The sequence below is a fragment of the Rhodococcus parequi genome (assembly GCF_046042785.1).
Classification (GTDB): Bacteria; Actinomycetota; Actinomycetes; order Mycobacteriales; family Mycobacteriaceae; genus Prescottella; species Prescottella parequi.
The window spans coordinates 312605-325471 of the sequence record NZ_JBDLNV010000006.1 but is presented as its reverse complement, the minus strand read 5'-3'; the positions used below and the strand labels follow the sequence as shown (position 1 = coordinate 325471).

Here is a 12867-nt window from a genome sequence, read left to right as displayed (position 1 = left end):
GTCAGCCCTTTCCGGGATGCAGGGCGCCGCAGTTGTTGCACGTGCGCGCCTGCTCGTCCTCGTAGAACTGCACGAACACGGGAGGCAGGTCGGCGACGATGTCGCGGACCTGCAACTCGATCTCGTGGATCAGGTTGTTGCACTCGAGGCAGTACCACTGGAACTTCTCGAGGGTGCCCTCGCGGCGCACGCGCTCGATGACCAGACCGATCGAACCCGCGGTGGGGCGCTGTGGCGAATGCGGCAGATTGCCGGGGAGAAGCCAGGTCTCGCCTTCCCGGATGTGCACCCGCTCCGGACCGTCCTCGGTCATGACGTCCACGTGGATGTCGCCCTCGATCTGGTAGAACCACTCCTCGTACGGGTCGAGGTGGTAATCGGTGCGCTCGTTGGGGCCGCCGACGACCTGGACGATGAAGTCGTCGCCCAGCGCCATGGTCTGGTTGTTGACCGGCGGCGCCAGCAGGTGCCGGTTCTCGGCGATCCACTTCTGGAAGTCGATGACGGGCGGGATACGGGTCATGAGTGGTCCTCCGAGGTTGCCGTGGCGGTGGTGCGGTTTCGTCTGTCGGCGGGCACGTAGGCCACGCCCTGGATCTCGATGAGCAGGTGCGGGTGCGGAAGCTGGTGCACCGCAACGGTGGTGCGGGTGGGCCCGGCCTCGTCGAACATCTCGGCGTACACCTCGTTGTATCCACCGAAGTCGTTCATCGACACGAGGTACGACGTGACCTGCACGAGGTCGCTCAGATCGGCACCGACCTCCGCGAGGATCGAGCGGATGTTCTCGATCACCGCGCGCGTCTGGGCCCGGATGTCGAGATTCGTCGTACCCATCTCGTCGACCTCGACACCGACGAACGTGTTGTCCGGTCGGCGTGAACTGGTCCCGGAGACGTAGACGAAGTCACCCGCCACCTTCACGTGCGGGAACCGCCCGCGCGGCGTGGCGAGGCGTTCGATCACTTTCGCAGCATTGTCGCTCATGCGATTCCCTCCACCGTGACGCTGCCCAGACCGTCGATGTCGCACCGCGCGACACCGGCGGTGAGGGGGATCGCTGCCGTCGCAGCTCCCGCGAGGACGACGTCCCCCGCCCGCAGCGGGATGCGCCGGCGCCGGCTCATGTCGAGCAGCGCGTGCAGGGCGTTGACCGGGTCGTCGAGGATCGCGGCGGTCGAACCGTCGACGGTCTGCCCGCCCGCCTCGAGGCGAACCGCGAGATCGCCGACGGACCGCACGGGCTGCCACGGGCCGATCACGTACGCGGCCGCGGACGTGTTGTCGGCGACGACGTCGGTGTAGGTGAATCGGAAGTCCCGGTAGCGGGAGTCGATGATCTCCATCGCCGGTGCGACCGCGTCGACGCAGGATTCGATGTCGACGGTCGCGTCGTCGAGGTCCACGTCCCGCGAGAGTCGGTATGCGACCTCGGGTTCGATCTTGGGATGGATGAAGCGGTGCAGATCCACGGTCCCGCCGTCGTCGACGGTCATCGCGTCGGTGAGCCGGCCGACGATCACGTCGGACACCCCCATCTGGGCCATCTTCGCCTTGCTGGTGAATCCCAGTTTGACGCCGACGAGCGTCTCGCCGCGCTCGCGACGTCGCCCGATCAGCGCCTCCTGGACCCGATAGGCGTCGTCGATGCCCAGCTCGATGTCGTCGGCGAGGCTGAGGGTGTCGTGCACCCCCGCCTGCGCGTCGTCGAGCCGCGTCGCGAGCGATTCGATCTCGTTGCTGCTCAAAGTCTTCGATGTCACAGTTTCCACTCCTGACGGGTTACAGCGCCACGCACACGTTGGTCGGCTCGGTGTAGAAGTGCAACGAGGATTCGCCGCCCTCGCGACCGATGCCGGACAGTCCGACACCACCGAAGGGCGATCGCAGCTCGCGCGTGAACCACGTATTGACCCAGGAGATACCGACGTTCATCTTCTGCGCGACCCGGTGCCCGCGACGCAGGTCGTTGGTCCACACCGACGCGGCCAAACCGTACTTGGTGTCGTTGGCAAGCGCGATCGCTTCCTCTTCGGTGTCGAACGGCACCAGCGCGGCCACGGGCCCGAAGATCTCCTCGCGCAGTACGGGGTCCTCGTTGGTCAGCCCCGTCCACAGCGTGGGCTCGATCCACGATCCGAACGCGAACTTCTGTCCCAGATCCGGGATTCCGCCGCCGGTGAGGACCTTGGCACCCGACTGTTCGGCCATCTTGAAGAAGCTCATCACCTTGTCGCGGTGCCCCTGCGAGATCAGCGGCCCGGTGGTGGTGGCGGAGTCGGTCGGGTCGCCCAGACGCAGCTGCTCGGCACGCTCGGCGAGACCGGTGGCGATGTCGTCGAAGATGTTGCGGTGCACATAGACCCGCTCGGTGCACAGGCACACCTGGCCGGTGTTCGTGAACACCGACTTGGTGAGCCCGGTGAGCGCCTCGTCGAGGTCGACGTCGTCGAACACGATCGCGGCGTTCTTGCCGCCGAGCTCGAACGACACCGGACGAACCCGCGGTGCAACCGTCTTCATCACGTGCGAGCCGGTCGCGGACGAGCCGGTGAAGGTGACGCCGTCGATCCCGGGATGGGTCGTCAGGTACTCGCCGGCCGAGTTGCCACCGAAGCCGTGCACCACGTTGTACACGCCGGCGGGCAGCCCCACCTCGGCGAGCACCTCCGCCAGCAGCGTGGCGGTCGCGGGGGTCTCCTCGCTGGGCTTGACCACCACGGCGTTGCCGCACGCCAGCGCGGGAGCGACCTTCCAGGTGAGCAGTAGCAGCGGCAGATTCCACGGCACGATCACCGCGACCACGCCGAGTGGTTTGCGGACCGCGTAGTTGAGCGCCTGCCGACCGCCCGCGAGATCGGTCATGAACGATTCCTGGCCGGCGGCGGCCGCGACGTCCGCGAACGTGCGGAAGTTCGTGAGGGCCCGCGCCACGTCCAGCTCACGGGCCTGGGTGATCGGCTTGCCGGTGTCCGCCATCTCGGCCGCGACGAACTCCTCGAAACGCTCCTCGATGCGGTCCGCGGCCCGTCGCAGCAGCGCGGTGCGCTCGCGGACCGGGGTGTCGGCCCAGCCGTTGTCGAGGGCGCGCCGGGCCGCGGTCACCGCCCGGTCGACCAGCGCCTGATCGGCCTCGTGCACCTGGGCGAGGACCCGCCCGGTCGCCGGGTCGATCTGGTCGAAACCGCGCTGCGGATCGGGGTCGACGAAGGCGCCGTCGACGAAGTTACGGATCCAGCCGTCGAGGGTTGAAGTCATGGATCAATGGTCGAGCCCCGATCCATGCCGAACAAATGCCAAAACAGCCGCTCCCCATGCCCGGTAGGGCATATGTCCCGCACAGTGCCCGTTCAGCACTCCGACACCTCACGCATGATCCCGTCCAGCAGCTTCGCGAGCCCGTACTCGAACGCGCCGTCCGGATCCGCAGGCGCCTGGTACAGCTCCCCGACCGTTGCGCCCACCCGCGACGACAACGGAAACAGACTCGGCGGCATGACCGCGGCGAACAACGGGCCGTGGACCTGCCACCACTCGTCGTCGCTCAGTTGCCGCGTGGCGTCGATGGCCGCGACCGCGACCCGGGCGTTGCCGGTGGCGAACTCCGTCAGCACGGCGATCACCCGGTCCATCGCGACGTCCGAGAGACCGATGCCGTCGATCGCGGCGAGCTGTCGTTCGTAGCGACGCATGCCGCCCGGGCCGAGGACGAGCCGCCACGGCGGCACCTCCAGCAGCCAGGGATGTGCGATGAATTCGGAGCGGATCCGGCGGGCGATGTGGGCCATGCGCTCGCGCGGGGGGAGCCCCGAGGGAATCGCGGCGGCATCCTCGTCGGCGACCGCGTCGACCATGAGGACCGTAAGCGCGTCCCTGCTGGGAATGTAGGTGTACAGGCTCATCGGCCGCAGACCCAGCTCGGCCGCGACCGCGCGGATGGACACGCTCGCGTAACCCTCCCGGTCGGCCAGCGCGATCGCCGCGCCCACGACCGCATCGACGCTGACGGTCTGCCGGGGGCCACGCCTGACCGGCTGCGGCGGCAGCTCGTGCCGCCACAACAGGTCGACCACCTGTTTCGCCTGTTCGGCGGCGCTTTCCTCGCCCACGGGACCCCTTCGGGAACAAATTCGGTACGGTGTACGTTGTCCAGCTAACTCCGTACACCATACGCCACTCGGGAGATCCTCTGCGCAGCACACAAGCCACGTACCTGCCGGATCGGCACATGTTCGCGCTCTGGACGTGGGCGGGTCACGGAACCGGCCGAGCGCCGGACGTCCCGGGCGACCGCGAGACCCTCGCGCTCGCCGTGCCGGTCGGCGCAGCCGGCGCGATCGAGGTCGCCGACGTGGACACCAGGCTCATGGACGCCACCACCCTCGCCGGTCTGACGCTCGATCCGGCGGGTGAGTCGCTGACGCTCTGGCAGGACGCTCTGCACGCCGGTGGCCCACCCGCGACGGCGGACACCGGGAGGCCATTGCTGCCGCTCGCCGCCCACGCGGTGCCGAACGCCTCCGGCACGGCAATCGTGTCGGCGGCACACGCCTTCCGTGTCCTGCACCAATCCGAGGCCGTGACAGCGGAACTGCACTCGACCCTGCAGGCGCAGCTCCGGCCCTATCAGGCACGCGGCATCGGCTGGCTACGAGAGACCGTCGCCGCACACGGTGGCGCGGTGCTCGCCGACGAGATGGGACTGGGCAAGACCGTACAGACCATCGGATTCCTGCTCGGTCGTGCGGAGGCGGAGCCGCAGCTGGTGGTCTGCCCCACCTCGCTCGCCGGGAACTGGGCACACGAGATCGGCAGATTCGCGCCGGGGCTGCGTGCGACGGTGTGGCGCGGCGGTGAGATTCCCACGGGCCCGGGGACCGTCGTCGTCGCGGGATATCCCACCTTGCGCACTCATGGCGACCTGCTGGCCGCACAGGTCTGGAGCACAGTGGTTTTCGACGAGGCGCAAGCACTGAAGAATCCTCGGACCCAGATCTCCAAGGCGGCACGGGCCCTGGACAGCGCGGCGAAGGTCGCACTCACCGGGACGCCGGTGGAGAACCATCTCGACGAGCTGTGGGCGCTGGTGCATCTGGTGTCGCCCGGGTTGCTCGGGCACCGGGCGCAGTTCCGGCGCCGGTTCGTCCAACCGATCCGGGCGGGTTCGGTCGCGGCCGCGAACCGGTTGCGCGACGCCACCGAACCGATCGTGCTGGCGCGCAGGAAGAGCCAGGTGGCCGCGTCGCTGCCGCCGAAGATCCACAACGACGTGCTGTGCGATCTCACCGCCGAGCAGGAGGAGATCTACGACGTCCTGCTCGCGGAGGCCGTCGACGGCGGATTCGGTTCCGGCATCGAACGTCACGGCCGCGTCCTCGCGGTGCTGACCTCGCTGAAGCAGGTCTGCAATCATCCCGGGCTGGTCACCGGCGACCTGGACTCGCTCGCCGGCCGGTCCGGGAAGCTCGACCTGTGCACCGACATCCTGGCCTCCAATCTGGAAACCGCCAGTCCGACACTGATCTTCACCCAGTACCGGCGTACGGGCGAGCTGCTCGTACGTCATCTGGCCGACCGGTTCGGCGTCACGGCGCCGTTCCTGCACGGCGGGCTGAACCCTGCCGCACGCGCCGAGATCGTGACCCGGTTCCAGGCGGAGGACGGGCCGCCGGTCCTGATCCTGAGCCTGCGCGCGGCCGGTACCGGTCTGACACTCACTCGCGCGGCGGAGGTCATCCACTTCGACCGCTGGTGGAATCCTGCGGTCGAGGCGCAGGCTTCCGACAGGGCCCACCGGATCGGCCAGACCCGCACGGTCACCGTCACCACACTCACCTCGACGACCACCGTCGAGGAACACATCGCGGGCATGCACGACCGCAAGGCCGCCCTCACCGATCTCGGTGACACGGCAGGCATCGCCGCGCTCGCCGGACTCGACGACGCCCAGCTGATCGAGATTCTTCACCGCAAGAGGGGGAACTGATGGCCGACAACGAATTCGGTTACACCCGCTGGGGAATGGACTGGGTCCGCCTGGCGCAGCCGCTGCGCCAGAGCGGACCGGCGCGCCTGCTGCTTCCCCGCGCCCGCAGCCTCGCCCGCAACAACCTGGTGCAGGCCACGATCGAGGGACGAACCGTGCGCGCCTCCATCCACCGCGGGGGTCAGGCCTCGGTGACCCAGGTGGAAGTCGCGCCGCTGAGCAGGGCGTCGATCACCGGTATCTCGGAGATCGTTCCGGACGTCACGGTTTTGACGGACGACGCGCATCAGGCGATCGTCGCGGCCGGGATCACGCTCGCACCGGTGCTCGCGGACACCGACTGCTCGTGTTCGGCTCGTACCGCACCCTGTCTGCATCTGCTGGCGGTCCTCTACGAGATCGCACGCCGAGTCGACGAAGAACCCCGGGTCGCCCTCGACCTCCAGGGGTACGCCGTTGCGGCGCCGAGTGATTCGGAGGGGCCTGCGCAGCCGGCCCGCTGGACTCCCCTCGGCGCACTGGATCCGGCGACGTTCTTCGCGCGCGCCCACCCCTCCCTCTGAGTGGGAAGACACCGGGACTTCCCGACGCCCTTCGATTTACCTGGATCCGACGAAAGGGCGCGAGATGAACAATCGTTTGGACGGCAAGAGGATCGTCGTCACCGGAGGCGCGAGCGGAATCGGACGCGCCTGCGCGGTCGAGGCGGCCCGGGCCGGGGCCGCCGTGCTGGTCGCGGATCGCCATCCCGATGCCGCGCGGGAGACGGCGGAGTCGATCCGGTCGGAGGGCGGGCAGGCCGAGTCGTTCGCGGTGGACGTCACCGACGCGCGCCGCTGCGAGGAGATGGCGGACTACACGGCCCGGACGTTCGGCGGCGTCGACGGCCTCATCGCCGCCGCCGGGATCAGTGCGGTCGCCGTACCGGGCGACCCCGACCACCACGACGGCTCCGCGGCCGGCCTCGACTGGTCCACCGAGGTGTGGCGGCGGGTTCTCGACGTCAACCTCGACGGCCTCATGTACTGCAACCGCGCCGTCGCTCGGCACATGATCGCCGGCGGGCGCGGCGGCTCGATCGTCAACATCGCGTCCATCTCGGCAGCCTGGGCCAGCGGAAACGCGTCGGCCTACTCGGTGTCGAAGGCCGGTGCCTGGATGCTCACCAAGACCCTGTCGATCGAGTTCGCGAAGCACGGCATCCGCGTCAACGCGGTGGGCCCGGGGTTCACCGAGACACCCATGACCGCCGCAACGCGGGAGGACGACTCCGCCCGGGACGACATCGTCGGGCGGACGCCGTTGCGCCGCTTCGGAAAGCCCGAGGAGATCGCCGCACCGGCCCTGTTCCTGGCGAGCGACGCGGCGTCGTTCGTGACCGGAACGATCCTGTACGCCGACGGCGGTTTCAACGCCTACGCGCGGTAGGCCGTCACCCGCGCAGGTACTCCAACTGCACGCGCACCGACTGCTCGGCGGCGGGCCACAGCGTCTCGTCGACGTCCGTGTAGACGTGCTCGACCACCGCGCGGACGTCGGCGTCGACGCCGAGGAGTGCGAGGGCGCCCCGCACCTGCGCGAGGCGCTCCTCGCGGTGGGCGAGGTAGTACTTCGCGACCGCTTCGAGGTCGGGCAGTTCCGGGCCGTGTCCGGGCAGGACGGTGCGGCCCGGGCCGAGGCCGATGAGGGTCTGCATCGACTCGAGGTAATCGCCCAGATTGCCGTCGGTTGCGTCGAGGACGGTGGTGCCGCGGCCGAGGATGGTGTCGGCGGTGAGCACCGACCCCTCTCCCTCGATCACGAACGACACCGAGTCCGCGGTGTGTCCGGGGGTGCGCAGCACCCGCAGTGTCAGCCCCGCAGCCTCGATCAGTTCGTCGTGGTCGAGGCCGCCGCCACCGCCGCGACGGAACTCCTCGCGCACGGCGCGCACCGGGGCGCCGGTCAGTTCGAAGAACCGATCGACGCCACCGGTGTGGTCGTGGTGACGGTGCGAGATCAGCGTCAGGACGACGCTCCCGACGCCGGCGACCCGCGCCAGGTGCTCGGGGTCGTCGTCGCCCGGATCCACCACGATGCACTCGTCGCTACCCGGGGCACGCAGGATCCAGGTGTTGGTGCCGTCGAGGGAGTACATGCCGGGATTGTTCTCGAGCATGACCGCCGCGACGGGCGTGACCTGGCGCAACTGTGCGTACGCGGGATGCTGGAGCGTCATGGGCGCGCCTTTCGTAACGGACCGACAGCGGACCCGGAGAATCCGGGCACTCGAAACCGACATCACTGTACGACTCCGAACGGCTGCCGGTCGCGCCACCCGACACCTGGTGCGACGCAAGCGCACTCACATATGGGTGCCGCCGTCGATCCGGATCTCGGTGCCGGTGACGAACTTGCCGTCGTCGGAGGCCAGCATCGCGATCACGCCGGCGACGTCCTCCGGCGGTGCGAAGCCCTCGCCGATCCACGGGTAGAGCTTGCCGATCAGGCTCGGGTCGACACCCTCGGGGAAGCCGGGGTCGCTGGTCATGCCGGACGCGATGCTGCCGGGCTCGACGGCGACGGCGCGCAGGCCCTGCTTGGCGTACTCGAGCGCGATCGCGTGGGTGAACGAGCGGATGCCGCCCTTGGTGGCGGCGTACGCGGCCATGTACGGGTGCGCGAAGTGCGCGGAGGTGGAGCTGAAGTTCACCACGACACCCTTGCCCGATTCGAGCAGCGCGGGCAGCGCCTGACGGGTGACCAGGAACGTGCCGGTCAGGTTGACCCCGACGACCTTGTTCCAGAACTCGAGGGTGGTCTCGTGCGTGTGCGACGAGCGCAGGATGCCGGCGGCGTTGATCAGCACGTCGAGCCCGCCGAGACCCTCGATCGCGCCGCCGATGTTCTCGCGCACCGAGTCCTCGTTCGAGATGTCCACGACCGTGGTGGTCAGCCGGTCGGCGGCGCCGGCCGCAGCGGCGCGCTCACGCGTCGTCTCCAGCCCGGTCTCGGACACGTCGGCGCCGACGACGATGCCACCCTCCTCGAGGATGCGGGCGACGGTGGCCTGCCCGATTCCGGATCCGGCACCGGTGACGAGTACTCGACGGCCTTCGAATCGCTTCATGGTCTCTCCTGAATCAACTAGAGTCGTGTTGTGGACCTAGTGGCACAGTAGGCCGGTATGGCACGTCGTGTCACGCATTTCTTCGGAACAGGACCGGTAGTCTGCGATCCGACACCAGTGGAGGAGCCCAGCACATGCCCGGCGCACAGCCCGTGATCTCGCTGACCGAGCGCCGGAAGGCGGAGACGCAACTCGAGATCTCCCGCCGCGCGGCCGAGCTGTTCTCGACCCGGGGCGCCTCCGCGGTGACCGCCGAGGAGATCGCGGCCGCGGCCGGCATCGGACTGCGCACGTTCTACCGCTACTTCCGCACCAAGGAAGAGGCCGTCGCGCCACTGCTCGCGGGCGGGGTGACCGGGTGGATCGCGTACCTCACCGAGGACCCGGACGCTGCCGGATCGTCGGTGCGCGCCGCGATCGAGAGCGCGACGCGACGCGCCCTCACCCCGGCCGACGACGTGGCCGAGGAGATGCTGCACTGGACCCGCGGGCTACTGCGGACCGTGCACGACGAACCGGGCCTGCACGCGGTGTGGCTTCGGGTGCAACACGATTCCGAGGAAGGGCTGGTCGGCGCACTCTCGGCGCTGATGGGCCCGGATGCGGACCCGATGATCGTCCGGCTCACGGCCGCGTCCGTGAACGCCGCGATGCGCATCGCGGTCGAGACGTGGGCGGCCACGGACGCGCCCACCTCGGGCCCCGGCGGCCCTGCCGACCTCGCCGAGCGCTGCATGCGCACGCTGCTCGACCACCCCGCGTTGGCGTCCGGAAACAACTGAGCCGCATCCGCTTTCCGGGGATGCGGCTCAGCGGGCACCGGATGCTGTCAGCGCACCTCGGCGATGATCTCCACCTCGACGGGCGAGCCGAGCGGCAGTTCCGCGACACCGACGGCGGACCGGGCGTGGATGCCGGCGTCGCCGAACACCTCACCCAGGAACTCCGACGCCCCGTTGATCACGCCGGGCTGGCCGGTGTACCCCTCGGCGGATGCGACGAAGCCGACGACCTTGACGATCCGCACGATCGAGTCGAGCCCGACGAGCGCATCGACCGCGGCGAGCGCGTTCAGTGCACAGGTGCGGGCGGCGTCCTTGGCATCGGCGTCGGACACGCCCGCACCGAGCTTGCCGGTGAGCGGCAGCTTGCCGTCCACGAACGGCAGCTGGCCGGAGGTGTAGACGTGGTCACCGGTACGCACGGCCGGCACGTAGGCCGCGACCGGCGCGGCGACCGGGGGCAGTTCGATGCCCAGCTCGGTCAGGCGAGCGGTCCAGGACTGTGCAGTGTCGGTCACGCGGCTCAGCCCTTCGGACGCTTGAGGTACGCGACGTGCTGCTCGCCCGTGGGACCGGGCAGCACCGTGACCAGCTCCCAGCCGTCGCCACCCCACTGATCGAGGATCGCCTTCGTCGCGTGCGTCAGCAGCGGCACGGTCGCATACTCCCAGGTAGTCAATTCGCTCATGCCGCTGAGCCTATCCCCCACACATTCCTGCGCTGCGACTTATAGGCTCGTGCCCGTGGCAGCACCGACAGACACAGCCGCGCAGGGGCGGCCCGACGCCGACGAGCAGGCCTGGCCGCCCGTCGCCGATACGGCGCGCCTGCATTTCGTCTCCGGTAAGGGCGGGACCGGAAAGTCCACCGTGGCCGCGGCGCTGGCCCTCGCGCTCGCCGCCGGGGGCCGACGCGTCCTGCTCGTCGAGGTGGAGGGCCGGCAGGGCATCGCGCAGCTGTTCGACGTGCCCCCGCTGCCGCCGCAGGAGACCAAGATCGCGACCGCCGAGGGCGGTGGCGAGGTGTTCGCGCTCGCGGTGGATCTCGAGACGGCGTTCCTCGAATACCTCGACATGTTCTACAACCTGGGCTTCGCGGGCCGGGCGATGAAGAAGATCGGTGCCGTCGAGTTCGCGACGACACTCGCGCCGGGACTGCGGGACGTGCTGCTCACCGGCAAGATCAAGGAGTGCGTGGTCCGCACCGACAAGTCGGGCCGCAACGTGTACGACGCCGTCGTGGTCGATGCTCCTCCGACCGGCAGGATCGGCAAGTTCCTCGACGTCACCCGCGCGATGTCCGAGCTCGCGAAGGGCGGCCCGATCCATTCGCAGAGCCAGGGCGTGGTGCGGCTGCTGCACTCGGAGCAGACCGTCGTGCACCTGGTGACGTTGCTCGAGGCGCTACCCGTGCAGGAGACCGCGGACGCGGTGGCCGAACTGCGGGCGGCCGACCTCCATCTGGGGACGGTGATCGTCAACCGCAACGACACTCGATTCCTCCCCCAGGAGGCGCAGGTCGACGCCGCGAAAGGGCGAATCGACGCCGACGCGGTCCGGTCCGGGCTCGCGACGGCCGGCATCACGCTGTCCGACGACGACTTCGCCGGCCTGCTGACCGAGACCATCGAACACGCGGCCACGCTGGCCGCGCAGGACGAGAGCGCAGCTCAACTCGACGAGGTGAGGGTGGCCCGCATGCATCTGCCGGCGCTGGTGGACGGTGTCGATCTCGGGGGGCTCTACGAGCTGGCCGAGCGGCTCGCCGAGCAGGGTGTGCGATGAACCCGCCGCGGAAGGCTCCCGCCCTCGACCTGTCCGGCATCCTCACGGACCCCAAGACGCAGATCGTCGTGTGCTGCGGCGCGGGCGGTGTGGGCAAGACGACCACGGCCGCGTCGATGGCGTTGCGCGCGGCCGAGCAGGGCCGCCGCGTCGCGGTGCTGACGATCGATCCGGCCCGCCGGCTCGCGCAGGCACTGGGCGTCCAGGATCTCGACAACGAGCCCCAACTGGTGCAGCTCGCCCCGGGTTCGACCGGGGAACTGCACGCGATGATGCTGAACATGCGGCGCACGTTCGACGAGATGGTGCTCGAGCACTCGACGCCGGACAAGGCCCAGCAGATTCTCGCCAACCCCTTCTACCAAACGGTTGCCACCTCGTTCTCCGGGACGCAGGAATACATGGCGATGGAGAAGCTCGGCCAGCTCGTCGGCGACGACCGGTGGGATCTGGTGATCGTGGACACCCCGCCGTCGCGCAACGCGCTCGACTTCCTCGACGCGCCGCAGCGACTGGGCGCGTTCCTCGACGGGCGGATGATCCGCCTGCTCACTGCCCCGGGCCGCGGTATCGGCAGGCTCGTCACGGGCGCCATGGGGCTTGCGCTCAAGGGCGTGTCGACGGTGGTGGGCAGCCAGATGCTGTCCGACGCGTCCGCGTTCGTGCAGTCGCTCGACTCGATGTTCGGAGGTTTTCGGGAGCGGGCGAGCCGGACCTACGAGCTGCTCCGCCAGGAGGGCACGCAGTTCGTGGTGATCGCGGCCGCCGAACCCGACGCGTTGCGTGAGGCTGCGTTCTTCGTCGACCGGCTGTCCGGCGACGACATGCCGCTGGCCGGCCTGGTGCTGAACCGGACGCATCCCACGCTGTGCTCGCTGCCGGCTGATCACGCACTCACCGGAGCCGACCTCCTCGACGAGAAGGCGCCCGACGATCCGGCGGCGGTGCTGACGTCCGCGATCCTGCGGGTGCACGGGGATCGCGCGGTGACCGCGAAGCGCGAGGTGCGGCTACTCGGACGGTTCACGGCCTCGCATCCGCAGGTGCCGATCATCGGGGTGCCGTCACTGCCGTTCGAGGTGTCCGATCTCGACGCGCTGCGCGCGGTCGGCGACCAACTCACCCGGCAGGGCTGAACGCCGGGTGGAAAGGGCGCACAGCCGCGGCTGTGCGCCATTTCCAATGCTCTGGTGCGGTCGGTCCTAC

15 protein-coding genes are annotated in these 12867 nt (G+C 69.4%); 6 read left to right on the top strand and 9 right to left on the bottom strand.

Translation table 11 applies throughout. The annotated features are described in order from the left end of the window. Position 1: 1 nt before the first annotated feature. The 5 genes from ABEU20_RS18710 to ABEU20_RS18690 form a co-directional block, all read right to left on the bottom strand. Positions 2-523 carry a 3-hydroxyanthranilate 3,4-dioxygenase gene (locus ABEU20_RS18710; protein ID WP_420165877.1) on the bottom strand — a complete coding sequence of 174 codons (522 nt, stop codon included), beginning with the start codon at positions 521-523 and terminating at the stop codon, positions 2-4. Further along, positions 520-987 carry a RidA family protein gene (locus tag ABEU20_RS18705; protein ID WP_420165876.1) on the bottom strand — a complete coding sequence of 156 codons (468 nt, stop codon included), beginning with the start codon at positions 985-987 and terminating at the stop codon, positions 520-522. Before ABEU20_RS18705 ends, ABEU20_RS18710 begins: the two co-directional genes overlap by 4 nt. Next, a complete protein-coding gene (locus ABEU20_RS18700) occupies positions 984-1763 on the bottom strand; it encodes a 2-keto-4-pentenoate hydratase (protein WP_231815208.1) in 780 nt (259 codons plus the stop codon). Before ABEU20_RS18700 ends, ABEU20_RS18705 begins: the two co-directional genes overlap by 4 nt. Before the next feature lie 19 nt (positions 1764-1782). Next, positions 1783-3258 (bottom strand): 2-hydroxymuconic semialdehyde dehydrogenase, encoded by a 1476-nt coding sequence (locus ABEU20_RS18695; RefSeq protein WP_420165875.1) that lies wholly within the window; start codon positions 3256-3258, stop codon positions 1783-1785. 92 nt (positions 3259-3350) lie between these two features. Continuing rightward, positions 3351-4109, bottom strand: a complete 759-nt coding sequence (locus ABEU20_RS18690) for a TetR/AcrR family transcriptional regulator (protein WP_420165874.1) — start codon at positions 4107-4109, stop codon at positions 3351-3353. Between the two features lie 119 nt (positions 4110-4228). Between ABEU20_RS18690 and ABEU20_RS18685 the strand changes: the two genes are divergently transcribed. From ABEU20_RS18685 to ABEU20_RS18675, 3 genes are all read left to right on the top strand, one after another. Then, positions 4229-5986 carry a DEAD/DEAH box helicase gene (locus ABEU20_RS18685; protein ID WP_420165873.1) on the top strand — a complete coding sequence of 586 codons (1758 nt, stop codon included), beginning with the start codon at positions 4229-4231 and terminating at the stop codon, positions 5984-5986. After that, positions 5986-6549, top strand: coding sequence for an SWIM zinc finger family protein (locus ABEU20_RS18680; RefSeq protein ID WP_420165872.1), 564 nt, complete (start codon positions 5986-5988; stop codon positions 6547-6549). The genes ABEU20_RS18685 and ABEU20_RS18680 overlap by 1 nt, the downstream gene beginning before the upstream one ends. A gap of 64 nt (positions 6550-6613) precedes the next feature. Next, entirely contained in the window at positions 6614-7414 is an 801-nt protein-coding gene (locus tag ABEU20_RS18675; protein WP_420165871.1) for an SDR family NAD(P)-dependent oxidoreductase, read from the top strand. 4 nt (positions 7415-7418) lie between these two features. On the opposite strand, the gene ABEU20_RS18670 is transcribed toward ABEU20_RS18675, so the two are convergent. Then, positions 7419-8204, bottom strand: a complete 786-nt coding sequence (locus ABEU20_RS18670; protein ID WP_420165870.1) for an MBL fold metallo-hydrolase — start codon at positions 8202-8204, stop codon at positions 7419-7421. 126 nt (positions 8205-8330) lie between these two features. Next, the gene (locus tag ABEU20_RS18665; RefSeq protein WP_420165869.1) at positions 8331-9095 is read right to left on the bottom strand and encodes an SDR family NAD(P)-dependent oxidoreductase; all 765 of its coding nucleotides are present in this window, start codon (positions 9093-9095) and stop codon (positions 8331-8333) included. Between the two features lie 134 nt (positions 9096-9229). On the opposite strand from ABEU20_RS18665, the gene ABEU20_RS18660 reads away from it, so the two are divergent. Beyond that, a complete protein-coding gene (locus tag ABEU20_RS18660) occupies positions 9230-9877 on the top strand; it encodes a TetR family transcriptional regulator (RefSeq protein ID WP_420165868.1) in 648 nt (215 codons plus the stop codon). 47 nt (positions 9878-9924) lie between these two features. Here ABEU20_RS18660 and ABEU20_RS18655 read toward each other — a convergent pair whose 3' ends face one another. Continuing rightward, on the bottom strand, positions 9925-10395 hold the full coding sequence (locus ABEU20_RS18655) for a RidA family protein (RefSeq protein ID WP_420165867.1): 471 nt from the start codon (positions 10393-10395) through the stop codon (positions 9925-9927). Positions 10396-10400: 5 nt separating this feature from the next. Continuing rightward, on the bottom strand, positions 10401-10565 hold the full coding sequence (locus ABEU20_RS18650) for a DUF4177 domain-containing protein (RefSeq protein ID WP_005515911.1): 165 nt from the start codon (positions 10563-10565) through the stop codon (positions 10401-10403). 55 nt (positions 10566-10620) lie between these two features. Here ABEU20_RS18650 and ABEU20_RS18645 point away from each other — a divergent pair, with 55 nt between their 5' ends. Then, positions 10621-11661 (top strand): ArsA-related P-loop ATPase, encoded by a 1041-nt coding sequence (locus ABEU20_RS18645; RefSeq protein ID WP_420165866.1) that lies wholly within the window; start codon positions 10621-10623, stop codon positions 11659-11661. Further along, positions 11658-12797: an ArsA family ATPase gene (locus tag ABEU20_RS18640; protein WP_420165865.1), complete on the top strand. Its 1140-nt coding sequence runs from the start codon at positions 11658-11660 to the stop codon at positions 12795-12797. Before ABEU20_RS18645 ends, ABEU20_RS18640 begins: the two co-directional genes overlap by 4 nt. Positions 12798-12867 lie beyond the last annotated feature (70 nt).

Bases quoted from the DNA above. Each gene is read 5' to 3' on its own strand.
- ABEU20_RS18685 (WP_420165873.1), top strand. From the start codon at position 4,229: ATGTTCGCGCTCTGGACGTGGGCGGGTCACGGAACCGGCCGAGCGCCG.
- ABEU20_RS18660 (WP_420165868.1), top strand. From the start codon at position 9,230: ATGCCCGGCGCACAGCCCGTGATCTCGCTGACCGAGCGCCGGAAGGCG.
- ABEU20_RS18695 (WP_420165875.1), bottom strand. From the start codon at position 3,258: ATGACTTCAACCCTCGACGGCTGGATCCGTAACTTCGTCGACGGCGCC.
- ABEU20_RS18670 (WP_420165870.1), bottom strand. From the start codon at position 8,204: ATGACGCTCCAGCATCCCGCGTACGCACAGTTGCGCCAGGTCACGCCC.
- ABEU20_RS18640 (WP_420165865.1), top strand. From the start codon at position 11,658: ATGAACCCGCCGCGGAAGGCTCCCGCCCTCGACCTGTCCGGCATCCTC.
- ABEU20_RS18680 (WP_420165872.1), top strand. From the start codon at position 5,986: ATGGCCGACAACGAATTCGGTTACACCCGCTGGGGAATGGACTGGGTC.
- ABEU20_RS18650 (WP_005515911.1), bottom strand. From the start codon at position 10,565: ATGAGCGAATTGACTACCTGGGAGTATGCGACCGTGCCGCTGCTGACG.
- ABEU20_RS18710 (WP_420165877.1), bottom strand. From the start codon at position 523: ATGACCCGTATCCCGCCCGTCATCGACTTCCAGAAGTGGATCGCCGAG.
- ABEU20_RS18675 (WP_420165871.1), top strand. From the start codon at position 6,614: ATGAACAATCGTTTGGACGGCAAGAGGATCGTCGTCACCGGAGGCGCG.
- ABEU20_RS18665 (WP_420165869.1), bottom strand. From the start codon at position 9,095: ATGAAGCGATTCGAAGGCCGTCGAGTACTCGTCACCGGTGCCGGATCC.
- ABEU20_RS18705 (WP_420165876.1), bottom strand. From the start codon at position 987: ATGAGCGACAATGCTGCGAAAGTGATCGAACGCCTCGCCACGCCGCGC.